This window comes from Rhodopseudomonas sp. WA056 (assembly GCF_010906995.1).
In the GTDB taxonomy this organism is placed as follows: Bacteria; Pseudomonadota; Alphaproteobacteria; order Rhizobiales; family Xanthobacteraceae; genus Rhodopseudomonas; species Rhodopseudomonas palustris_G.
Map to the genome: position 1 here is coordinate 1 of NZ_QPFS01000025.1, position 23,075 is coordinate 23,075.

The window sequence follows — 23,075 nt, forward strand, 5'->3', positions numbered from 1 at the left end:
AAGGGACAGGGCACGAGCCATCCACCGCCCCATCGTCGGCGCCAGATCGGTGCGGTCGTGGAACTTGAGGCCGTGCACCAGCGCTTTTGCGATCTCGTCGTAACGCACCGCGGCGCGGGCGCGGGAATAGGCCGGCGGATCGGCGATCGCCTGCATCGACAGCATCCCTGGGCCGGGATCGTAGACGAACGGAATCCCGAGCTTTTCGCAATAAGGCGGGGCGATGAACGAGAGCTGCGACCAGCACCGCGCGCACAACCCGTCGCCGGCGACCGGCTCGCGGCAGGCGACACACAGCGTCGGCAGCGCCAGATCGAGCACGGCCTCGGCGGCGCGGGTCCAGATCCGGCGCAGGCCCGTTGCCACCCCGGCGCTCGCCGCCGATCCGGCCCACTCTACACGCATGACGCGAGATTATCTCCACCACCACAACCGTCAAGGCTGGGTAGTGCCGGCGGCGGAAAAAGCGCACAACACCCGCAGTCCTTCTCCGGGAGATTGCCGTGTCCGAACCCACCGACAAGTCCGCCGACATCACCTATCTGGATATTCCGACCGCGCCGCACGTCTATTTCGACATCGCTCCGGCGCACGGGGTGATCGCCAACGGCGTCGAGGTCGAGCTGGCGGCGCGCACGCTGAATCCGCTGGCTGATGGTTCGGTCGAGGTCAAGTTCGTCACCACCGCGCGGCTGCGCTGCAGCCAGGCCGGCGCGCTACACTTGCGCAACGCGCTGGATGCGGTGCTGAAGATGTTCGAAGCCTCGCAGCAGGGGCCGTCCTCCGCGGCCTCCAAGCTGAACTGATCTGCTTTCTCGACTCTGATTTGCCATGGCTGACTCCCCGCCGATCCTGTTCGACCGCCGCCTGCTGGCGACGCGGATGCACCGTGCCGCCGCGCTCGGACCGGCGCGATTTCTGCTCGACCGCGTCACGGATGAGATGGACGAACGGCTGCACGCCGTGCTGCGCGAGTTCACCGCCACCGCCGATCTCTGGACGCCCGGCGCGCTGGAACTGCGGCGGTTTCCAAGGCTCGCGCATATCGCCGTCGATCCGTCCGGCGACGAAACGCTGCCGTTCGCGCCCGGCTCGCTCGACCTGGTGGTCTCGGCGCTGGCGCTGCAATTCGCCAACGACCTGCCGGGCGTGCTGGCGCAGGTCCGCCGCGCACTGAAACCGGACGGCCTGTTGCTCGCCGCACTGACCGGTGGCGACACCCTGACCGAGCTGCGCCAGGCGTTCGCCGAAGCCGAGACCGAGATCGAAGGCGGGGTGTCGCCTCGCGTTGCACCGGCCGCCGATCTGCGCGACCTCGGCGCACTCTTGCAACGCGCCGGCTTCGCGCTGCCGGTCACCGACGTCGACCGCGTGGTGGTGCGCTACGATCATGCGTTCGCGTTGATGCAAGACCTGCGGCGAATGGGCGCCACCAATCTGCTGATCGAACGCCGCAAGACGCCGCTGCGCCGCGCCACGCTAAGCCGCATGGCCCAGATCTACGCCGACCGCTTCAGCGATCCCGATGGCCGCATCCGCGCCACCTTCGAGCTCGTCTGGCTGTCCGGCTGGTCCCCGCACGAAAGCCAGCAGCAGCCGCTGAAGCCGGGCTCGGCGAAAGCGAGTTTGGAAGAGGCGATCAAGGGGAAGCGCTGAACTGCGCGAGCTTCATCCGTCGTTGCCCGGGCCTTGACGCGGATCCGTCATTCCGGGGCGCGCGGGAACGCGCGAAGCCGGAATCTCGAGGTGCCCTGAACCTCTGGATTCCGGGTCTGCGCCGCAGGCGCGGCGCATCCCGGAATGACGTCGGGACGATGGATGCGCGGGTCAAGCCCGCGCATGACACATCGAATTTGGCCGGCGCCCTACATCAGCAATTCGATCAGCGGCGGGATCAGCGGCAGGTCCGCCGGTGGCATCGGGTAGTCGCGCAGCTTGTTGGCGCGGACCCAGGCGAGCTCCTGGCCCTCGCGCGGCATCGCCAGGCCTTCCCAGCGCCGGCAGACGTAGAGCGGCATCAGCAGGTGAAAGTCCTCGTAGGCATGGCTGGCGAAGGTCAGCGGCGCGAGGCACGCTTCTTTCACGGTGATGCCGAGCTCTTCGTCGAGCTCGCGGATCAGCGCCGCCTCCGGGCGCTCACCGGGATCGAGCTTGCCGCCGGGAAACTCCCACAAGCCGCCGAGCTGCTTGTGCTTCGGCCGCTGCGCGATCAGCACGCGGTTATCGGCATCGATCAACGCCACGGCGACGACTAGCAGGAGGTTCATGCCGCACCCCCGATGGGACGCACGGCGACTTTCCCACTAACAACGTCATGCCCCGCGAAGGCGGGGCACCCAGTATTCCAGAGCGCTTCGGCCAAACAACCGGCGGCACGGCGTACTGGGTCGCCTGCCTGCGCGGGCGATGACGGCTGGAGGTGTGGCGACGCCGCTTTCACATTCGACCGCCTGAAGGCCCCGCCGATCACGACCGGTAGTCGCCGTTGATCGCGACGTATTCCTTGGTGAGGTCGCAGGTCAGCACGCGGTCGCGCCCCTTGCCTAGGCCGAGCGCGACCTTGATCTGGATTTCCGGCTTCTTCATCTGCGCCGAAACTTCTTTTTCGTTGTAGGACGGATCGCGCGCGCCGGCTTTCGCCACGCGGATGCCGTTGAACGAGATCGACAGCTTGTCGCGATCGGCCGGCTCGCCGGCCTTGCCGACCGCCATCACCACCCGGCCCCAATTGGCGTCCTCGCCGGCGATCGCGGTCTTGACCAGCGGCGAATTGGCGATCGACAGCGCGATCTTGCGGGCCGAAGCCTTGGTCTTGGCGCCCTCGACGACGATCTCGACCAGCTTGCGGGCGCCCTCACCATCGCGCGCGACCTGTTCGGACAGGTCGGCCAGCACCGCGTTGAACGCTTTGACGAACGCCTTCAGCCGCGGGTCCGAGGCGCGCGAAATTTTCGGCGCGCCGTTCTCGGCCGCCGCACCGGTCGCGAAGGCCAGCAGCGTGTCCGAGGTCGACGTATCGCCGTCGATCGTCACCGCGTTGAAGGTGTCGGTGACGCCGGCCTTGAGCAGCGCCTGCAGGCAGGACGCCGAGAGCGGCGCGTCGGTGAAGATGAACGACAGCATCGTCGCCATGTCTGGCGCGATCATGCCGGCGCCCTTGGCCATGCCGTTGATCGTCACCTTGGCCTTGCCGAGCTTGACAGTGGCGGTCGCGACCTTCGGGAAGGTGTCGGTGGTCATGATCGCCTTGGCGGCGTCCAGCCAACCGTCCGGGCCGGCGTCGAGCGCCATCGCGTCGAGCACGCCGTCGAACTTTGTGGCGTCGAGCGGTTCACCGATCACGCCGGTCGAAGCCAGGAACACCTCAGCCGGCTTGCAGCCGATCGCCTTGGCGGCGAGCTGGGCGGTCAGCGCGGTGGCCTGCTTGCCGGTCTTGCCGGTGAAGGCGTTGGCATTGCCGGAATTGACCACCAGCGCACGGGCGCTGCCGCCCTTCAGCTTGTCGCGGCACCATTCCACCGGCGCCGAGGCGCATTTCGAGGTGGTGAACACCCCGGCGACCGTGGTGCCCTTCTCCATCTCCACCAGCAACACGTCGGTGCGGCCCTTGTAGCGGATGCCGGCCGCGGCGGTGGCGAGGCGCACGCCGGCGATCATCGGCATGGCGGGAACGTCGGTGGGGGCGAGCGGGGAGACTTTGTCGGACATCTTGCGCTTTCGGCAGGTTGTACCCCCGCCGGCGCGGGAGCGGCGTTCCCCTGTCTCACAAGCTCGCGACGATGAGAAGGAGAATTCGCGGACAACTGACGAAAATCCCATCGTCACAAACCGTTGCGGGGGCCTATGCTGGCCGGACCGGCATCTCTCCTTGGTCACCCTTTGCGCAGAATTCCGTGACAGTCGCGGTGCCGTCCGATATCCGGAAACAGCCATGGACAAAGTCGTGTCACCTTCCCGCCCCGCCGCCGACGAGCGCTTCGACAGCGCCCGGGTCACCGCCGAGATCGCAGCGCTGGCGGAGCAGCACGCCGGCAACGACGCGGCGTTCCGCACCGCGCTGGCGATGCTGATGAAGGCGGAGCTGGCGAAGGCCCGCACCGAGGCCGAGGCGCAGTTGCTGCGCGACCGCCACGGCCGGCGCTGCGCCGAACGGCTGTGCTTCGTGCAGGACGCGATCATCCGGCTGCTGTTCAACGCCGCAACTGAATACCTATACAACAGCCCAACGCCGTCGAGCTCGGAGCGGATGACGGTGGTGGCCACCGGCGGCTACGGACGCGGTCTGATGGCGCCGGAGAGCGACATCGATCTGTTGTTCATCCTGCCCTACAAGCAGACCGCCTGGGGCGAGCAGGTCGCCGAAGTCATCCTGTACTGCCTGTGGGACATCGGGCTGAAGGTCGGCCACGCCACCCGGTCGGTCGACGAGTGTATCCGCCAGGCGCGCGCCGATATGACGATCCGCACCGCGATCCTGGAGACGCGGTTTCTGGCCGGCGACGAGGCGCTGTACGCCGAACTTGTCGAGCGCTTCGACAAGGACGTGGTCGAGGGCACGGCGGCCGAATTCGTCGCCGCCAAGCTCGCCGAGCGCGAGGAGCGCCATCGCCGCTCCGGCCAGTCGCGCTACCTGGTCGAGCCCAACGTCAAGGACGGCAAGGGCGGTCTGCGCGACCTGCACACCCTGTTCTGGATCGCCAAATACGTCTACCGGGTGCGCGAAAGCAGCGAGCTGCTGGAACGCGGCGTGTTCGATCCGGCCGAATTCCGCACCTTCCGCCGCTGCGAAGACTTCCTTTGGTCGGTCCGCTGCAACATCCACTTCGTGACCAAGCGCGCCGAGGACCGGCTGTCGTTCGACCTGCAGCGCGAGATCGGGGTGCGGCTCGGCTACACGTCGCATCCGGGGATGCAGGACGTCGAGCGCTTCATGAAGCACTACTTCCTGATCGCCAAGGAAGTCGGCAACCTCACCGCGATCCTGTGCGCCAAGCTGGAGGATCAGCAGGCCAAGGCGGCGCCGGCGCTGACCCGGATGATGGCCCGGCTGCGGCCCGCCGCCAAGCGCCACCGCGTGCCCGAGAGCGACGACTTCGTCATCGACAACAACCGTATCAATCTGGCGGTGCCGGATGTGTTCAAGCACGATCCGGTCAATCTGATCCGGATCTTCCGGCTGGCCCAGAAGAACAGCCTCGCCTTCCACCCGGACGCGATGCGCACCGTGACGCGGTCGCTGTCGCTGATTACGCCGCAGCTTCGCGACAATCCCGAAGCCAACCGGCTGTTCGTCGAGATCCTGACCTCCGACAACGCCGAGCCGGTGCTGCGGCGGATGAACGAGACCGGCGTGCTCGGCCGTTTCATCCGCGCCTTCGGGCGCATCGTGTCGATGATGCAGTTCAACATGTATCACAGCTACACGGTGGACGAGCACCTGCTGCGCTGCGTCGGCAATGTCCAGGAGATCGAGCGTGGCGGCAACGACGAGTTCGCGCTGTCGTCCGAACTGATGCGCAAGATCCGGCCCGATCACCGCGCGGTGCTGTACGTCGCGGTGCTGCTGCACGATATCGCCAAGGGCCAGCCCGAGGATCACTCCACCGCCGGCGCCAAGGTGGCGCGGCGGCTGTGTCCGCGGTTCGGTTTCAGCGCCGCCGACACCGAGCTGGTGGCGTGGCTGATCGAACAGCATCTGGTGATGTCCACGGTGGCACAGTCGCGCGACCTGTCCGACCGCAAGACCATCGAGAACTTCGCCGCGGTGGTCGAGACCGTCGAGCAGATGAAGCTGCTCACCATCCTGACGACCGCCGACATCCGCGGCGTCGGTCCGGGGGTGTGGAACGGCTGGAAGGCGCAACTGATCCGCACCTTGTACTACGAGACCGAACCGGTATTGACCGGCGGCTTCTCCGAAGTGAACCGTGCCGAGCGGATTCGCGCCGCCCAGGCCGAATTCCGCGCCGCCTTCACCGAATGGCCGGAGGCCGATCTCAACGCCTATGTGGCGCGGCACTATCCGGCCTACTGGCTGAAGGTCGACCTGCAGCGCAAGATCCGCCACGCCCGGTTCCTGCGAGCGTCCGAACAGGCCGGCCACAAGCTGGCGATCAATGTCGGCTTCGACGAAGCCCGCGCCGTCACCGAGCTGACGATCCTGGCGGTCGACCACCCGTGGCTGCTGTCGGTGATCGCGGGCGCCTGCGCGTCCGCCGGCGCCAATATCGTCGACGCCCAGATCTACACCACCACCGATGGCCGCGCGCTCGATACCATCTCGATCAGCCGCGAATACGACCGCGACGAGGACGAAGGCCGCAGAGCCACCCGCATCGGCGAGACCATCGAAGAGGTGCTCGAAGGCAAGCTGCGACTGCCCGAGGCGGTGGCGCGCCGCGCCACCAGCGGCAGCAAGGCCAAGCTGCGCGCCTTCGTGGTCGAGCCCGAGGTCGAGATCAACAACAACTGGTCGGACCGCTACACCGTGATCGAGGTCAGCGGTCTCGACCGGCCCGGGCTGCTGTATCAGCTCACCACCGCGATTTCGAAGCTCAACCTCAACATCGCCTCGGCGCACGTCGCAACCTTCGGCGAACGCGCCCGCGACGTGTTCTACGTGACCGATCTGCTCGGTGCCCAGATCACTGCTCCGACCCGGCAGGCGGCGATCAAACGCGCCTTGGTGCATCTGCTCGCCAACGGCGACGCCGCCGAAAAGCCGGCGGCGTGAATTCGGAAGCGCGCCTTGATCGCGCCCGCTTCGCGCGTATCTGATCAGGCGTCCTATCCGGGCGCCGGTGTCACTCTCGCAGGAACCGACCGCGGTCGGTTCTGGTTCCGCAACGCCACGGCGGCCGTTTTCCGCCCCCTCACATGAGTTCGCCCATGCGCAAAGTCGTCGTCCGCTCCCTTGCCGTTCTCGGCGTCGTCGCGGTTCCCGTGGTTTCCGCGCTCGCGTTGCAGCGCGAGCAGACCCAACCCGCCGACCTCGATCTGATCGGCGGCGTGATCCAACTGGTGCAACGCGCCTATGTCCACCCGATCGCCTCGGACGCGCTGACCAAGGACGCGCTGAAGGGGATGCTGAACCGGCTCGATCCCCATTCGGACTACATGGACGAGAAGGAATTCAAGGACATGCAGACCGACATGTCGGGCCAGTTCGGCGGCCTCGGCATGCAGATCTCTGCCCAGGGCGGGATTCCGCGGGTGGTGTCGCCGATCGACGGCACCCCGGCGGCACGCGCCAAGCTCGAGCCGGGCGACCTGATCATCAAGGTCGGCACCGCCAGCACCCAGGGCATGAGCCTGCGCAACGTCGTCGACATGCTGCGCGGCGCTCCGGGCACCAAGGTCACCATCACCATCCTGCGCGGCAAGGACGAGCCGTTCGACGTCACCCTGACCCGCGAAATCATCAAGGTCGCCTCGGTGAAGCCGGAGATGAAGCCGGACGGCATCGGCTACATCCGCATCAGCCAGTTCGGCCAGGATACCGCCGACGGCTTCACCGCCGCCCTGAAGAAGCTGAAGAGCGACGCCAAGGGCGACCTCAAGGGCCTGGTGATCGATTTGCGTAACGACCCCGGCGGACTGCTCAACGCCGCGGTTTCGGTGGCCGGCGACCTGCTCGACGGCGGCACCGTGGTGTCGATCCGCGGCCGCCAGGCCGACGACCAGCGGGTGTTCTCGGCGCCGTCGCGCGGCGACAAGCTGCCCGGCGTACCGATCGTGGTGCTGATCAACGGCGCCTCGGCGTCGGCTTCCGAGATCGTCGCCGGCGCGCTGCAGGACCGCAAGCGCGCCACCGTGATGGGCACTACCAGCTTCGGCAAGGGCTCGGTGCAGACCGTGATCCCGATCAAGGGCAACGGCGCGGTGCGTCTGACCACGGCGCTGTACTACACGCCGGCCGGCCGCTCGATCCAGGACGAAGGCATCGTGCCGGACGTGATCGAGGAGGCGCCGAAGGATCAGCAGATCAGCGGCGGCCCGCTGATCCGCGAAAGCGCGCTGCACGGCGCGATCGCCAATCCGGGCCAGCTCGGCAAGACGGACGCTGGCGCCACCAAGGCGACGCCGAAGACCGGCGAGCCGACCGACGACAAGACCAAGGCCGCCACGTCCGCGCCGATCAAGGCCGACCTGATCGGCAAGCCTGAAGACGCCCAGCTCAACGCCGCGTTCGCTTACCTGAAGAAGGATGCGTCGCCGAAGTAAGGGCCAGGTGCAGTAAGCGCACCAGGCTGCCACCGACCGTGAGAGCGGCGGACGTCCGCCGCTCTCACCCGGCATCGACGATCACCGCGGCCGGGCGCGGTCGATGATCGCGGCGAAGTTGATGCCCTTGGGCAGCGCGCCGTAGTGATGCGCGCCGCGCTGCGCCAGACGTGAGGCGCAGTACGCTTCGGTGACCTCGTCCGGCGCGTGCCGGATCAGCACGCTGGCCTGCAGCCCGGTCGCGAGACGATCGACCAGATCGCGGGCGCGTTCCTCGAAGTCGGATGCATCGCGCATATCATCCTTCAGCGCGGCGATGTGACGATCGAACGCGACGTCGGCGCCCTTGGCCTGCTCGACCTCGGCGAAATACGCCTCGAGCGTCTCCGGCGTGCGGGTCATCGCCCGCAGCACGTCGAGGCACTGCACGTTTCCGGAGCCTTCCCAGATCGCATTGACCGGACTTTCACGGAAGTGACGCGGCATCGGCCCGTCCTCCATCACGCCGGAACCGCCGATGCATTCCATCGCCTCGGCAGTGAGACCGGGTGTGCGCTTGCAGATCCAGTACTTCCCGATCGCCGACCCGATCCGGATCAGATGCGCCTCGTGCTCATCGGTACGATGATCGAGCGCGCGGGCGATCCGCATCGTCAGCGCCAGCGCCGCCTCGGTTTCGATCGCCAGATCCGCCAGCACGTTCTGCATGATCGGCTGATCGATCAGCAGGCGGCCGAACGCCGCGCGCTGCCGGCAATGATCGATCGCCTGCGACAGCGCCGCCCGCATGATCGCCGACGAGCCGATCATGCAGTCGAACCGGGTCATCGCCACCATCTCGATGATGGTGGCAACGCCGCGGCCTTCCGACCCGATCATCCAGCCGAACGCGCCGCGCAGCTCGGTCTCGCTGGAGGCATTGGAGGCGTTGCCCATCTTCTTCTTCAGCCGCAGCACCTGCAGCGGATTCTTGCTGCCGTCCGGTTTCCAGCGGGGCACCAGGAAGCACGACAGCCCGCCCGGTGCCTGCGCCAGCACCAGGAAGGCATCGCACATCGGTGCCGAGACGAAGAACTTGTGGCCAACCAGCTCGTATTCGCCGCCAGGGCCGCCGGCGCCGACCGGAATCGCCCGAGTGGTGTTGGCGCGGACATCCGAGCCGCCCTGCTTCTCGGTCATCGCCATGCCGATGGTGACGCCCTGCTTGTGGTCGGCCGGCACGTTGCGCGCGTCGTAGCTGCGCGCCAGGATCTTCGGCAGCCACTGCTTGGCGACGTCGGGTTGCAGGCTGATGCACGGCACCGCCGCGAACGTCATGCTGATCGGGCAGCCGTGGCCGGCCTCGATCTGGCTGTGCAGATAGAACCGCGCGGCGCGGGCGACATGCGCGCCCTTGCGCGGATCGGTCCACGGCGAGGAATGCAAGCCCTGCTCGATCGAGGTCTGCATCAGCCGGTGGTAGGCGGGGTGGAAGCGAACCAGATCGGTGCGGCGGCCGTAGCGATCATGGGTGTCGAATTCCGGCAGATGCCGGTTCGCGAGCGCGCCGAGTTCGAGATAGTCGGCGGTACCGATCCGGGCGCCGAAATCGGCGATATCGTTGGCGGCCCATTCGGCGCCCTCGCGCGCCACCGCCTCGACCAATGGCCGGTCGGCGCTGAACAGATTGTAGTCGGCGAGTTCGACCGGCTGGTTGATCACCTCATGGGTGACGGCGCCGTAGCTGTCGGCGATGGCGGCGTTGAGCAAATTAGGTCCTCCCGGAGCGGCGCCTGTGGCGCTTGCGATGGTTCAGGAGGCATCATAGGCAAGCTGCATCGGGCAGGTGTTCGGATTGGGCCTGGATGGCGAAGCGCGCGGAAACCTCAGCAAAATCACGGCGAAGGCCGGTGCAGCCGCGCTCGCACGAAACCTCGCGGGCAATCCGCGACGCATTTGTTCGGCTTCTCGACGAAAAGCCGTTCAGTGAGGTGACGATCCGCGAGATCGTGCTGGTCGCCGGCGTCGGGCTCGGCACCTTTTACGAATATTTCTCCAGCAAGGACGAGCTGGCACGCGCCTGCGTGCATCTGCGGACCAAGGATCTGTTGCTGGCGCTGCGCCGCCGCCGCACCGCGCTCGGCAGCTACGACCTCGCCACCGGCGTCAGGGCTGCGATAACCGCGCAGGCCGAAATCTACGCGCAAGCGCCGCGCGAATGGATGCAGCATTTCATGCTGGAACGGCACAAGAGCGAGCGCAGCCACTATCTCGAGGCCTATGACCTGTTTCTGAAGGAATGGGAGGCGCTGCTCGAAGACGCCTCCGACTGGCCGGCCGACCGCTCCGCCACCGACGCCGCCCTGCCGGTTTTCACACTGCTGTACGGTATGTTCGCCCACGCCTTGATCCGTGGCATGCCGCTGGCGGGATTCGGCGCGTTGCGCGACGAACTGGTGCGAACCACACTTGCTTGCCTCGCAGCCCCGATGCCGGCCCGGGCGGAGGCCGGCGCGAAAGAACCGGACAATCGCCGCCCCCTCGGCAGGCGCTAGCTCATCCTCAACTTTCGGTACCGCCGTCATCACGGCGAGACGATGCGGACGGTAAAGCGAGCCAAAGACGGAAAACGCCTCGACCGGCCTTTGACGCGCGGACAGGATCGGCCACATTCGGCATGTGGCCAGGAGGACGCCCCGATGAGCACGACCGCCGACGGCAAACGTACTGCGCTGGTCACTGGCGCCAATTCCGGCCTCGGCAAGGCGATCGTCAGCGCGCTGGCGGCGGACGGCCTGCGCGTCGGTCTGGTGGCGCGCGACCGCAGCCGCGGCGAAGCGGCGCTGGCCGAAATTCGCGCCGCGACCGGCAATGGCGACCTGCATCTGTTCGTCGCCGATCTCGCCGATCAGGTCTCGGTCCGGGCGCTGGCCCAGGCGGTGCACGATCGGTTCGACCGGCTGCATCTGCTCATCAACAACGCCGGCACCGCCTTCCCGGAGCGGCGGCTGAGCCCGCAGGGCATCGAATGCGCGCTCGCGGTCAATCACCTCGCTCCGTTTCTGCTGACCAATCTGCTGATCGACCTGATCAAAGCCAGTGCACCGGCGCGGATCGTCAATGTCGGCACCCGGATCGAGGCCGCGATCGATTTCGACGACCTCGCCTGGGACAAGCGGCCCTACGGCATGATGAAGGGCTACGGCCAGTCCAAGCTGGGCAACCTGCACTTCACCTTCGAGCTGGCGCGTCGCCTCGAAGGCAGCGGCGTCACCGTCAATTGCGTGTTCCCGGGCGTCTTCAAGTCCAATCTCGGCGGCACCGACGGCGCCCAGGGCCTGTTCTGGAAGCTGCTGATCAAGCTCGGCGGCTGGGCGATTCCGACGGCCGAGAGCGCTGCCCGGCGCGTGCTGTATCTGGCGAACGCCCCGGAGCTGGCGGGCGTGAGCGGACAGTATTTCGCCGACCGCAAGACGATTCCCGCGCCGGCGCAGGCGCGCGCCCCGGAGGCGAACCGGCGACTATGGGCGATCAGCGAGCGGATGACCGGGCTGGCGCAGTCGCAAGCCAGCATTGGCGGCGAGGCACCGTGACGACACAGACCGAGCCATCGACCGTAGAGCGCCCGAGCGGCGGCACGCCCCTTGAAGTGCTGCAGGTCTTCTCCAGGCTAGGGCTCACCTGCTTCGGCGGCCCGATCGCGCATCTCGGCTATTTCCGCGACGAGTTCGTGGTGCGACGCCGCTGGATCGACGAGCAGGCCTATGCCGACCTGGTCGGGCTGTGCCAGTTTCTGCCCGGTCCCGCCAGCAGCCAGGTCGGCTTCGCGCTCGGGCTGCAGCGCGCCGGCTATCTCGGTGCGCTGGCGGCATGGGCCGGCTTCACGCTGCCATCGGCGGCCGCCCTGGTACTGTTCGCCTATGGCGCCGCGGCGCTCGACGGTCCGATCGGCGCCGGCCTGCTGCACGGATTGAAGCTGACGGCGGTAGCGATCGTCGCCCAGGCGGTGTGGGGGATGTCGCGGCAGCTCTGTCCGGATCGCCAGCGCGCCACGATCGCGGTGGCGGCGGCGCTGGTGCTGCTGCTCAGTTCGGAACCGATGGCCCAGCTCGGGGCGATCGCGCTGGGCGGGCTCGCCGGCCTCGTATGGTGCCGCAGCGATGCGCTGCAGCGTTTCGGCGACGTCGGCGCGCGGGTGTCGCGGCCGGCCGGCATCGCCGCGCTGCTCGGCTTCGTGGTGCTGCTGCTCGGCCTACCGCTGCTCGGATCGATCACCGGCTCTTCGATCATTGCGGCGTTCGATGCGTTCTATCGTGCGGGCGCGTTGGTGTTCGGCGGCGGCCATGTGGTGCTGCCGCTGCTGCGCGATGGCTTCGTCGGACCGGGATGGGTCAGCGACGACGCGTTCCTGGCCGGCTACGGCGCGGCCCAGGCGGTGCCGGGACCGCTGTTCAGCTTCGCGGCCTATCTGGGCGCGATCGCCGCGCCTGCGTCAGGGCTGACAGGCGCCGCGATCGGCCTGATCGGCATCTTTCTGCCTGGGTTCCTGATCCTGCTCGGCGTTCTGCCATTCTGGCACGGGCTGCGGCACTATCCGGCCGCGCAGGCGATGATGCGCGGCGTCAATGCCGCGGTGGTCGGACTGCTCGGCGCCGCGCTGTACAACCCGGTGTGGACCAGCACGATCCACGGCACGGCCGACGTCGCGATCGCGCTGACCGGCTTTGCGCTGCTGACGATCTGGCGCGCCCCGCCGCTGCTGGTCGTGGCGTTCAGCGCGGCGGCGGGGGTGACCGGCGCACTGCTGCGCTAAGAACGAGACCGTGGCGCGCGCGGATTTGCCTCGGGAACGCGACATCGCATTTGCGAGTCCTTCATTGACCGGAGCGGCGTTCAGCCGGTCGGCCGGGCGAAGGAGGCAAAAGCAATGCGGAGCAGCCAAGGACGTTCGTACAACCGCTTGGCCGGCACGCTGTTATGCGGGCTCTGAGTGATGGCGTCCGACGTGCGGCGCCCTTCGGTCGTGGTGATCGGTGCCGGCTTCGGCGGCCCTGAGGCGGTGCGTGCGCTGGCGCACGCCGAGGTCAATATCACATTGATCGACCGCAGGAATCATCATTGTTTCCAGCCGCTGTTGTATCAGGTCGCGACCGCGGCCCTGTCACCGGCGGACGTCGCCTGGCCGATCCGGTCGCTCCTGTCCGATCAGGACAACGTCACCGTGCTGATGGCCGAGGTCGAGGGCGTGGACGTCGAGAGCAAGCGGGTCTTGACCCGCAATGGTCCGACGGTGCCGTTCGACTATCTTGTCGTCGCCGCAGGCGTGAACAGCTCCTACTTCGGCCATCCCGAGTGGGCTGCGGTCGCCCCTGGTCTGAAGACGATCGAAGACGCGACGCGAATCCGGGCGCAGATCCTGACCTGTTTCGAGCAGGCCGAATGCGCCGACAACGACACGTCGCGGCGCAGCGCGATGACCTTCGTGGTCGTCGGCGGCGGGCCGACCGGGGTCGAACTCGCCGGCTCGATCGCCGACATCGCTCACCATGTGCTGGCGCGCGACTTTCGCCGGATCAATCCACGCGCCGCCGGAATCGTGCTGATCGAGGCCGGTGAACGAGTGTTACCGACGTTCGATCCCCAGCTCTCCGAGTATGCGGCGACATCGCTGCGGCGGATGGGTGTCGAAGTGCTGACCGGGGTGTCGGTGGCCGACTGCGCCCGCGACGCGGTGACGCTGTCCGACGGGCGCCGGATCGAGACCGGCTGCATGTTGTGGGCGGCAGGCGTGCGCGCGACGCCGGCCGCAGAGTGGCTGGCGGCGGATGCCGACCGCTCCGGGCGGCTGACGGTCGATGAATTCCTGCGTGTGCCGTCGCACCGCAACGTGTTCGCGATCGGCGATATCGCCGCGGCGCAGAGCGATGGACAACCGGTGCCGGGCCTCGCTCCCGCCGCCAAGCAGATGGGCCGATTCGTCGGTGCATTGATCGCCGCCGAAACCGCCGGGAGAGCGGTTGAAAAGCCGTTCGTGTATCGTCACCAGGGCGACCTCGCCACCATCGGGCGGAAATCCGCCGTGGTGTCGGTTCGCGGACTGAAGCTCAGGGGCTTTCCCGGCTGGATGTTCTGGGGCCTCGTTCACGTCTACTTCATGATGGGGGGCCGCAACCGGATTGCCGTCCTGGCGAACTGGATGTGGGAGTACATGACCTACCAGCGCGGCGCACGGCTGATTTCGTGACGCACGCCGCGGCGGCAACGACCTGCCGGGTCCGTGCCTGGCTTCCGCAGCCTTCGCCAGCACGGCATGGGCGGGGGGCAGGGACGGCCGTCCCTTCCGCCGATCAACCTTGGACAGCCTCGTTCAGCACGAGAAATCGATATCCAGGCAACGACCGACGCCGCCGGAGCGGCGCAGCCACCATCAACCCGGACCATGGGCGTTCTCATCCTCGAGACGCCGGGCTCGGCCGGGCTGCTCTTGGATCGAAAGCGCGCTCACCGCCCCTTGCTGCGGCCCTTCTCCGCGGCCTTGGCCAGCGCCGCCGCGAACGCGCCGCCGCCGCTCGGAGCTTCCTGCTTCGGCTTGTAGCGGTCGACCAGCTTGGCGCTGGCACCGCCGCCGCCACCGCCGGTGCGGCGTTCGCCGGGGGCCGGGATCGGGTCGGACATCCGCAGCGTCAGGCCGATGCGGTTACGCGGCACGTCGACCTCGAGCACCTTGACCTTTACCACCTGGCCCGGCTTCACCACTTCGCGCGGATCGTTGATGCGGCGCTCCGACATCGCCGAGATGTGGATCAGGCCGTCCTGATGCACGCCGATGTCGGCGAAGGCGCCGAACGCCGCGACGTTGGTAATCGTGGCTTCCAGGATCATGCCGGGCTTCAGATCGGTGATCTTCTCGACCCCTTCCTGGAAGGTCGCGGTCTTGAACTCGGGGCGTGGGTCGCGGCCGGGCTTTTCCAGCTCCTTCAGGATGTCGCTGACGGTCGGGATACCGAACTTCTCGTCCGCAAACGCCTGGGGCTTCAGCCCCTGCAGCACCTTGGTCTGGCCGATCAGCGCCTTGATGTCGCTCTTGGTGGCGGCCAGGATCTTCTTGACGATCGGATAGGATTCCGGATGCACGCCGGAGGCGTCGAGCGGGTTGTCGCCATCGCGAATCCGAAGGAAGCCGGCACACTGCTCGAACGCCTTCGGCCCCAGCCGCGGCACTTCCTTCAGCTTGTCGCGGCTCGGGAACGGACCGTTGGCGTCGCGATGCGCCACGATGTTGGTCGCCAGCGTCTCGCCGATGCCCGACACCCGCGCCAACAGCGGCGCCGAGGCGGTGTTGAGATCGACGCCGACCGCGTTCACGCAGTCTTCCACCGTGGCATCGAGCGCACGCGCCAGCGCGTGCTGATTGAGATCGTGCTGATACTGGCCGACACCGATCGACTGCGGCGGCACCTTCACCAGCTCGCCGAGCGGGTCCTGCAGACGCCGCGCGATCGACACCGCGCCGCGGATCGAGACGTCGAGATCGGGGAATTCCTTGGAGGCGAACTCAGACGCCGAATACACCGACGCGCCGGCTTCGGACACGATCGCCTTGGTCAGCTTCAGATCGGGCTTGGCCTTCATCAGATCGGCCACCAGCTTCTCGGTCTCGCGCGAGGCGGTGCCGTTGCCGATCGCCACCAGCTCGATGCGGTGCTTCACGCAGAGCTGCGCCAGCGTCAGCATGCTCTCGTTCCATTTGCGCGCCGGCTCGTGCGGATAGATCGTGGCGTGGTCGACCAGCTTGCCGGTACGGTCGATCACCGCGACCTTGACGCCGGTGCGGTAGCCCGGATCGAGCCCGAGCGTGGCGCGGCCGCCGGCCGGCGCGGCGAGCAACAGATCGCGCAGATTCGCCGCGAACACCCGCACCGCCTCGACCTCGGCCTGCTGCCACAGCCGCATCCGCATATCGAGCGCCAGCGCCGTCTTGATCCGCGTCCGCCATGCCCAGCGCACGCAGTCTGACAGGAAGCCGTCGGCCGGCCGACCCTTGCGGGAAATGCCGAAGGTGGCGGCGATGCGGTTCTCGTACTGCGTCGGCTCCTTCGACTCCGGATCTTCGCCGTCGCCGAAATCGAGGCTGAGCACCTCTTCCTTCTCGCCGCGCAGCAGCGCCAGAATGCGGTGCGACGGCAACTTCTCGTAGGGCTCGGAGAAGTCGAAGTAATCGGCGAATTTGGCGCCCGCGGCATTCTTGCCCTCGCGCACGCTCGCCTTCAGAGCGCCGCGACTCCACATCGCTTCACGAAGCGAGCCGGTGAGATCGGCGTGTTCGGAGAAGCGCTCGACCAGGATGGCGCGGGCACCTTCGAGTGCGGCCTTGATGTCGGCTACCGGATGCTCGCCATCGGTCTTCACATAGGCCGCCGCCTCGGCCTGCGGATCCTTGTCGGGGTTCTGCAGCAGGAGGTCGGCGAGCGGTTCGAGCCCGGCCTCGCGCGCGATCTGCGCCTTGGTGCGGCGCTTCTCCTTGAACGGCAGATAGATGTCCTCGAGCCGCGCCTTGCTGTCGGCCTTCAGCAGCGCCGCTTCCAGCTCCGGCGTCATCTTGCCCTGCTGCTTGATGCTGTCGATGATCGCGGTTCGGCGCGCTTCCATCTCACGCAAGTAACGCAGCCGCTCTTCGAGGGTGCGAAGCTGGGCGTCGTCGAGCATGCCGGTCGCCTCTTTGCGGTAGCGGGCGATGAACGGCACGGTCGATCCACCGTCGAGCAGGTCGATGGCGGCCTGGACCTGCTGCTCACGGACGGCGAGTTCGGATGCGATGACGGACGCGATGTTCGGCACTGGGAGTCTCTTTGGCAGATTCGAAGGAGGGGACTCGGCCACGGCGGCGCGGCGAATCGAAGGCAACCTACGCGATCTTGCGGCCGAGATGCAGCACGCATGACCGGCCGGAGGACCACGTGTGCATAACCCCCGGAGCACGGCACCGGACCAAATCGATTCGTCGTGTTCCCTGTTGAAAACGCCGGTTTATTTCGCCGGAGCAGCGACTTCGGCGTCGAGCACCCGGCGCAGCATCCGGGCCAGATCGGCGCGGCGATACGGCTTCGGCAGTAGCTGCATGGCCGGATCGAGCCGGCCGTGATGCTGCATCGCGTTTTCGGTATAGCCGGAGGTCAGCAGCACCTTCAGATCCGGCTTGTACTTGCGCAGCTCGTCGGCGAGCTGCGGCCCGTTCATCCCGCCGGACAGCATCACATCGGTGAACAGCAGATCGAACTCGACATCGTCGTACACCATCGACATCGCCTCCGCGGCGGAGGCCGCCGAATGCGCGGTGTAGCCGAGCGCCTTCAGATGCGTCATCACGTAGCTGCGCACCAGCGTGTCGTCCTCGACCACCAGCACCGATTCGCGGCCGCCCTGCGCCAGCGGCGGCGCGGCACTGTCGAGCCCGGCATCGACTGTCGCGGCAGCATAGGGCAGATACAGCCGAATGGTGGTGCCATGGCCCTCCTCGCTGTACAGCTCGATGTGACCGCCCGATTGTTTGACGAAGCCGTACACCATGCTGAGTCCGAGCCCGGTACCCTCGCCGACCGCCTTGGTGGTGAAGAACGGCTCGAACACCCGGTCGCGGATCGCCGCCGGAATGCCGCAGCCGGTGTCGCTCACAGCCAACATCACGTAGCGTCCGGCGCTGACTTCGTCGTGCTGTGCCGCATAGGCCTGATCGAGATCGACGTTGCCGGTCTCCAGCAGCAGCTTGCCGTTGCCGCACATCGCGTCGCGGGCATTGATCGCAAGGTTGATCAGCGCGCTGCCGAGCTGCGACGGATCGGCCAGCGCCGGCCGCAGATCGGGCGCAGGCTCGACATCGATCTCGATGCCGGCGCCGAGCGTCGGCCGCAACAGTTTGACGGTGTCGAGCATCAGCGCGTTGACGTCGATGCTGCGCGGCTGCAACGGCTGCTTGCGCGAAAACGATAACAGACTGTGGGTGAGGTCCGAGGCGCGGATCGTCGCCTGGTCGATCATCGCCGCGACATCTTTCAGCGCCGGCCGGTCGGCGACGCCGTCTGCGATGATCTCGATGCCGCCGGTGATCACGGTGAGGATGTTGTTGAGGTCGTGCGCGACGCCGCCGGTGAGCTGGCCGATCGCCTGCATCTTCTGCGCCTGGCGAAGCTGGCGTTCGGACTCCTTGAACGCGGTGACGTTGCGATACACGATCACCGCGCCGGCGAACGAGCCGTCGGGATTCTCGATCCGCCGCGCACTGGCGGCGAGCTGTACCACCGGATCGTCGCCGCGACGGATGCCGAGTTCGACGTTGTCGAAGCTCTCGCCGCGGCGGGCGCGCGCGGCCGGGCTGTCGTAGTCCGGCATCGGCGTCACGCCGTCGGCAAGGAAGCGCTTGTATTTCAGCTTCCAGGGATCGGAGCCGATCTCCTCGGCGGCGCCGAACAGCGCCACGCAGGTCGGATTGGCGAACACCCGCTTGCCATGGGCGTCGAGCACTGCGACTGCGTCCGCCATGCTGGCGATGGTCTTGTCGAGCAGCTCGGACTTGCTGCGCAGCGCCGCATTGGCCGCATCGATCTTGGCGACGGTTTCGGCGAAAGCGTCGCCGAGAATCCGGCTTTCGCCGTGCAGCCCGGCCGGCACCACCAGCCGCCCGCTGCGCGAGAACGCCGTCACCGCGCGAGTGAGCTGCGCGATCGGCTTGGCCAGCGAGCGCGACAGCAGGGCCGACAGCAGCACCGCGCCGAGCAGCGCAGCGAGCCCGACGATCAGGCCCGGCGTTTGCAGCGCGGTCGCCGGCGCCATGATCCGTTCCAGCGGCTCGGTTTCGATCACCCCGGAGCGCACGCCGCTCGACAGCGGCGCCACGACGATCGCCACCGCCAAGCGACGCCCGTCCGGCCCGGAGATCACGGTGGCGGTCCCGGGCTTGTCGCCGAGCGCGGCGGCCAGCCCCGGAAAATCATCGTGCCAGCGCCGTTCGGGTTCCGCCGGCACGATCCGTCCAGCCATGTAGGTCATCAGATAGCCGCCATCGGCATCGACGAAATACACGTCGGTATCGTTGTCCAGAACGTCGCGAATGCGTTCGAACACCGGCCGCAGGTCAAGCTCGATGGTCAGCACTGCGAACACCGTGCCGCCCGCGTCGCGAACCGGCGCCGCGGCCATGATCTGCGGATACGAGACGCCGCCGTCGCGATCATCGCCCTGCACGATACGAAGCGGGGAGAAGTACACGGCGTCCCCGGTCAGATCGACAGCCCCGCGAAACGCCCGGTCGGCGGCGCGCGGCAGTTCGGCATCCGGAACCACGCGGATGGCGCCGCCCGCGCCGCTGCGGGCGACCTCGATCAGCGTGCGGCCGTCGCCGGCGACGCTGGCCAGGCGATAGGCGAGAATACCGGGCTTGACCTGCATGCTGCCTGCATAGGCCTCGGCCAGATGCTGCCGCCATTGCGCCTCGGACAGCCCGCCCGCGGGGTCGATGCCGCCGTTGCGCTGCGCACGAATGATACCGCTGTGGGCCGGCAGCAGCCGCGCCGAAAGCACCTCGTTGCGGACGATGCGCAGCACCGATTCGTAGGCGCCGAGCCGCGCCTTGGCCTGATAAGCGAGCCGGGTCAGACCCGACGGCACCACCGCCCGGCCGATATTGTAGTAAGCGAGCACTCCGATCGCCGCCACCGTACACGCCACCAGTGCGGTCATCGCCAGGGTCAGGCGCACCGACAAGCGCATCGATCGAATCTCCGGGAAGGAACGCGGACGGATTTCCAACCTATAGGAAGCGTTGAAGCCGCGCCACCGCGGTCACCAGGGCCGATGCAGCGCAATCACGTCGGGATCTGGCCGAAGCCCTTGCCGGGCTTCAGCGGCGCGAGCCGGATCAGCCTGGAATCCTCGACCGCAGCCTGACGATGTTTCACCGCCTCGCGATACACCGGATCGCGAATCATCTCCACGAATGCCGCAACGCTCGGGTATTCGGCGATGAACACGTGGTCCCAATGCTCGTCCTGCGGACCGATCAGCATCAGTTCGAACCGGCCCTGCCACACCACCTTGCCGCCGAGCCGTTCGAACACCGGCCCGGATTCGCGTCCGTACGCCGCATAGGCCTCGGCGCCGGTCGCTTCGCGACCGTCCGGATACGCGGCGCGCGGCCTCAGCCGCACCAGATTGAGCATGTGGATCGGTCCCTCGCGATCGTTGGCGCGGAACTGCGCGAACACCTCCTTGGTCGGATCGATATGCCCGGTCATGCGTCCCCCATTGCGTTGATCTTGATTACCCGTGCTACTATCACACGGCCGACGCTGATGTCTGCATCCGGAGGAGCCCCGTGAACGCTGTCGCCAACACGCTGATCGCGCTGGTCGCTGCGCTGCACGTCTATTTCCTGATGCTGGAGATGTTTCTCTGGACGAAACCGCTCGGGCTGAAGACCTTCCGCAACACGCCGGAAAAGGCCGCCTCTACCGCAGTGCTGGCCGCCAACCAGGGGCTTTACAACGGCTTTCTCGCCGCCGGCCTGATCTGGAGCCTGCTGCATCCCGACGCCGCGGTGGCGCGCCAGCTCGCGACCTTCTTCCTCGGCTGCGTGATCGTCGCCGGCCTGTATGGCGCCTGGAGCGTCAGCCGCCGCATCCTGTTCGTGCAGGCCGTGCCGGCGCTGCTGGCTCTGATCGTCGCCCGGCTGGCCTGATATCCGGCCGGTTGCGCCGCACACAGGGCGGGCGCCGCAGCGCCATTGCCAGAGCCGCGGTGCTGATCCACACTCCCTGCTAACGGCGGCTCAGCGAAGACCGCCGGTCACGAGCCACAGGGAGTCGACGACCGATGAAGAGCCTGGTTCAGGCCGCCGCGGCGGCTGTTACTGCGATTGCGCTCACTGCCGCCCCGGCCGCGGCACAGAAGAAATACGATACCGGCGCCACCGACACCGAGATCAAGATCGGCCAGACCGTGCCGTTCTCCGGTCCGGCGTCGGCCTATGCGGGCATCGGCAAGACCCAGGCCGCCTATATGCGGATGATCAACGACCAGGGCGGCATCAACGGCCGCAAGGTCAACCTCATTCAATACGACGACGCCTATTCGCCGCCGAAGGCGGTCGAGCAGGTGCGCAAGCTGGTCGAAAGCGACGAGGTGCTGCTGACCTTCCAGATCATCGGCACGCCGTCCAACGCCGCGGTGCAGAAATATCTCAACGCCAAGAAAGTCCCGCAGCTTCTCGCCGCCACCGGCGCGACGCGCTTCACCGATCCGAAGAACTTCCCCTGGACGATGGGCTACAACCCGAATTACCAGACCGAGGGACGGATCTACGCGCGTTACATCCTGCAGAACCATCCCGACGCCAAGATCGGGATCCTGTTCCAGAACGACGACCTCGGCCGCGACTACGTCACCGGGCTCAGGGCCGGCCTCGGCGACAAGGCCGACAAGATGATCGTCGCGGAGGCGTCCTACGAACTCACCGACCCGACCGTCGATTCGCAGATCGTCAAGCTGAAGTCCGCCGGCGCCACGCTGCTGTACAACGCCTCGACACCGCGCTTCGCCGCACAGGCGATCAAGAAGGTCGCCGATCTCGGCTGGAATCCGGTGCACATCCTCGACATCAACGCCAGCCCGGTGTCGGCGACGCTGAAGCCGGCCGGCCTCGACATCTCCAAGGGAATCATCAGCGTCAACTACGGGAAGGATCCCGCCGATCCGCAATGGGCCGACGATCCCGGCGTGAAAAAGTACTTCGCCTTCATGGACAAATACTATCCGGAAGGCGACAAGATGAACACCGTCAACAGCTACGGCTACTCCACGGCAGAGCTGCTGGTCACCATCCTGAAGCAGTGCGGCGACAACCTCACTCGCGACAACGTCATGAAGCAGGCCGCCAGCCTGAAGAACGTCGTCGGCGACCTGTCGCTGCCGGGCATGTCGGTCAACACCTCGCCGACCGATTTCCGCGTCAACAAGCAGCTCCGGATGATGAAGTTCAACGGCGAGCGCTGGGAATTGTTCGGCCCGATCATCGAGGACGACGCCGCGATGTAACGACCCCGATCAGTCGGTAGCTGGAGCGGCCGCCGCCGTCGCGGCGGTCGCGTGCACACCCTGGTACGTCGCCGGGGACCGACCAATTCTGCACAGACAGTATGGCCGAATCGGGATCGAATGCGGGCAGGAGACGGGAGTGAAGGCCGTTGAGTGGAGGCGCTGCCGGCGGCGGCGGATCAGCATGAGAGCAGACCACAACAGCAATCGCTATTTCACCGTCGAACAGCTCGAGGAGCTGGCGGTCGCCAAATACATCGAGGCGGCGCTGACCCCGGCCGGCGAGGAGCGCGACGAACTGCTCGAAGAGGCCAAGCGGTTTGCCAGCCGAGCCAAGATGAAGAGCTGGCTGATGGGCGAGATCGGCGCGGCGCCGCATCGACGCGACTATCATTGACGCCGATCGCCGGCGCCGGAACGGGCTGCGCCCTCACTCCCAGGAGACGGCGCTGACTTCGCGCTGCAGCCGGTCCATCGCGGTCATCACCGCGGCGCCGGCGAATTCGCGGCTGGCTTGGCCCGGGTCGACCGTGGCGACCTTCCAGTTGGCGCCGTTGCTGTCGTCGCTGGGCTGGCAGGCCCGGATCCTGATCGCCTCGACCTTGTCACAATGACGCTGACCGCGGACGTCCTGCAACAGCAGAGCCTCGATCTCCGCCACCGTCCTCAACACCCTGGTCATCGCCCGATCCTTTCCGAACTGCCGGCAACCGCATCCCGCGCCGACAGGGTGTAGCCCGATGGATCGCGGCGGCTCAAGCCTGCGGCGTTTTCGGCAAATTGGGAAC

The 23,075-nt window shown here is 67.2% G+C and carries 19 protein-coding genes; 11 read left to right on the forward strand and 8 right to left on the reverse strand.

The window, feature by feature from the left end; translation table 11 throughout:
• A partial coding sequence (locus DU475_RS07505) for a ComF family protein (RefSeq protein WP_164631581.1) occupies window positions 1-405 on the reverse strand: 405 nt, incomplete at its 3' end.
• Window positions 406-503: 98 nt separating this feature from the next.
• Between DU475_RS07505 and DU475_RS07510 the strand changes: the two genes are divergently transcribed.
• Window positions 504-806 carry a hypothetical protein gene (locus DU475_RS07510; protein WP_164631582.1) on the forward strand — a complete coding sequence of 101 codons (303 nt, stop codon included), beginning with the start codon at window positions 504-506 and terminating at the stop codon, window positions 804-806.
• Window positions 807-831: 25 nt separating this feature from the next.
• The gene (locus tag DU475_RS07515; protein WP_164631583.1) at window positions 832-1,656 is read left to right on the forward strand and encodes a methyltransferase domain-containing protein; all 825 of its coding nucleotides are present in this window, start codon (window positions 832-834) and stop codon (window positions 1,654-1,656) included.
• A 209-nt stretch (window positions 1,657-1,865) separates the two neighbouring features.
• Here DU475_RS07515 and DU475_RS07520 read toward each other — a convergent pair whose 3' ends face one another.
• Together DU475_RS07520 and argJ are read right to left on the reverse strand one after the other, a co-directional pair.
• Entirely contained in the window at window positions 1,866-2,267 is a 402-nt protein-coding gene (locus tag DU475_RS07520; RefSeq protein ID WP_011156162.1) for a (deoxy)nucleoside triphosphate pyrophosphohydrolase, read from the reverse strand.
• A gap of 199 nt (window positions 2,268-2,466) precedes the next feature.
• Window positions 2,467-3,708 (reverse strand): bifunctional glutamate N-acetyltransferase/amino-acid acetyltransferase ArgJ, encoded by a 1,242-nt coding sequence (gene argJ / locus DU475_RS07525; protein WP_164631584.1) that lies wholly within the window; start codon window positions 3,706-3,708, stop codon window positions 2,467-2,469.
• Window positions 3,709-3,931: 223 nt separating this feature from the next.
• Between argJ and DU475_RS07530 the strand changes: the two genes are divergently transcribed.
• Together DU475_RS07530 and DU475_RS07535 are read left to right on the forward strand one after the other, a co-directional pair.
• A complete protein-coding gene (locus DU475_RS07530; RefSeq protein ID WP_164631585.1) occupies window positions 3,932-6,733 on the forward strand; it encodes a [protein-PII] uridylyltransferase in 2,802 nt (933 codons plus the stop codon).
• A gap of 155 nt (window positions 6,734-6,888) precedes the next feature.
• Window positions 6,889-8,223 carry a S41 family peptidase gene (locus DU475_RS07535; protein ID WP_047307373.1) on the forward strand — a complete coding sequence of 445 codons (1,335 nt, stop codon included), beginning with the start codon at window positions 6,889-6,891 and terminating at the stop codon, window positions 8,221-8,223.
• An 81-nt stretch (window positions 8,224-8,304) separates the two neighbouring features.
• Here DU475_RS07535 and DU475_RS07540 read toward each other — a convergent pair whose 3' ends face one another.
• Window positions 8,305-9,972 carry an isovaleryl-CoA dehydrogenase gene (locus tag DU475_RS07540; RefSeq protein WP_164631586.1) on the reverse strand — a complete coding sequence of 556 codons (1,668 nt, stop codon included), beginning with the start codon at window positions 9,970-9,972 and terminating at the stop codon, window positions 8,305-8,307.
• Window positions 9,973-10,112: 140 nt separating this feature from the next.
• Here DU475_RS07540 and DU475_RS07545 point away from each other — a divergent pair, with 140 nt between their 5' ends.
• The 4 genes from DU475_RS07545 to DU475_RS07560 all read left to right on the forward strand — a co-directional run bounded on the left by DU475_RS07545 (window position 10,113) and on the right by DU475_RS07560 (window position 14,446).
• Window positions 10,113-10,757, forward strand: a complete 645-nt coding sequence (locus tag DU475_RS07545; RefSeq protein WP_349644167.1) for a TetR/AcrR family transcriptional regulator — start codon at window positions 10,113-10,115, stop codon at window positions 10,755-10,757.
• Between the two features lie 144 nt (window positions 10,758-10,901).
• Complete coding sequence (locus tag DU475_RS07550; RefSeq protein WP_164631588.1) at window positions 10,902-11,795, forward strand: SDR family oxidoreductase; 894 nt, start codon at window positions 10,902-10,904, stop codon at window positions 11,793-11,795.
• A complete protein-coding gene (gene chrA, locus DU475_RS07555; protein WP_164631589.1) occupies window positions 11,792-13,015 on the forward strand; it encodes a chromate efflux transporter in 1,224 nt (407 codons plus the stop codon). The genes DU475_RS07550 and chrA overlap by 4 nt, the downstream gene beginning before the upstream one ends.
• A 180-nt stretch (window positions 13,016-13,195) precedes the next feature.
• Window positions 13,196-14,446, forward strand: a complete 1,251-nt coding sequence (locus DU475_RS07560; RefSeq protein WP_164631590.1) for an NAD(P)/FAD-dependent oxidoreductase — start codon at window positions 13,196-13,198, stop codon at window positions 14,444-14,446.
• Between the two features lie 257 nt (window positions 14,447-14,703).
• On the opposite strand, the gene DU475_RS07565 is transcribed toward DU475_RS07560, so the two are convergent.
• The 3 genes from DU475_RS07565 to DU475_RS07575 all read right to left on the reverse strand — a co-directional run bounded on the left by DU475_RS07565 (window position 14,704) and on the right by DU475_RS07575 (window position 20,489).
• Window positions 14,704-17,040: a Tex family protein gene (locus DU475_RS07565; RefSeq protein WP_164631591.1), complete on the reverse strand. Its 2,337-nt coding sequence runs from the start codon at window positions 17,038-17,040 to the stop codon at window positions 14,704-14,706.
• A 189-nt stretch (window positions 17,041-17,229) separates the two neighbouring features.
• Window positions 17,230-19,965, reverse strand: coding sequence for an ATP-binding protein (locus DU475_RS07570; protein WP_164631592.1), 2,736 nt, complete (start codon window positions 19,963-19,965; stop codon window positions 17,230-17,232).
• A gap of 95 nt (window positions 19,966-20,060) precedes the next feature.
• Entirely contained in the window at window positions 20,061-20,489 is a 429-nt protein-coding gene (locus DU475_RS07575; RefSeq protein WP_013500463.1) for a DUF1330 domain-containing protein, read from the reverse strand.
• An 80-nt stretch (window positions 20,490-20,569) separates the two neighbouring features.
• Between DU475_RS07575 and DU475_RS07580 the strand changes: the two genes are divergently transcribed.
• From DU475_RS07580 to DU475_RS07590, 3 genes are all read left to right on the forward strand, one after another.
• Window positions 20,570-20,932: a DUF1304 domain-containing protein gene (locus DU475_RS07580; protein WP_142883784.1), complete on the forward strand. Its 363-nt coding sequence runs from the start codon at window positions 20,570-20,572 to the stop codon at window positions 20,930-20,932.
• A 134-nt stretch (window positions 20,933-21,066) separates the two neighbouring features.
• On the forward strand, window positions 21,067-22,287 hold the full coding sequence (locus tag DU475_RS07585; protein WP_013500461.1) for an ABC transporter substrate-binding protein: 1,221 nt from the start codon (window positions 21,067-21,069) through the stop codon (window positions 22,285-22,287).
• Between the two features lie 184 nt (window positions 22,288-22,471).
• A complete protein-coding gene (locus tag DU475_RS07590) occupies window positions 22,472-22,684 on the forward strand; it encodes a hypothetical protein (protein ID WP_013500460.1) in 213 nt (70 codons plus the stop codon).
• Between the two features lie 33 nt (window positions 22,685-22,717).
• Here the strand turns inward: DU475_RS07590 and DU475_RS07595 are convergent, their stop codons facing one another.
• The gene (locus tag DU475_RS07595) at window positions 22,718-22,969 is read right to left on the reverse strand and encodes a hypothetical protein (RefSeq protein WP_013500459.1); all 252 of its coding nucleotides are present in this window, start codon (window positions 22,967-22,969) and stop codon (window positions 22,718-22,720) included.
• Window positions 22,970-23,075 lie beyond the last annotated feature (106 nt).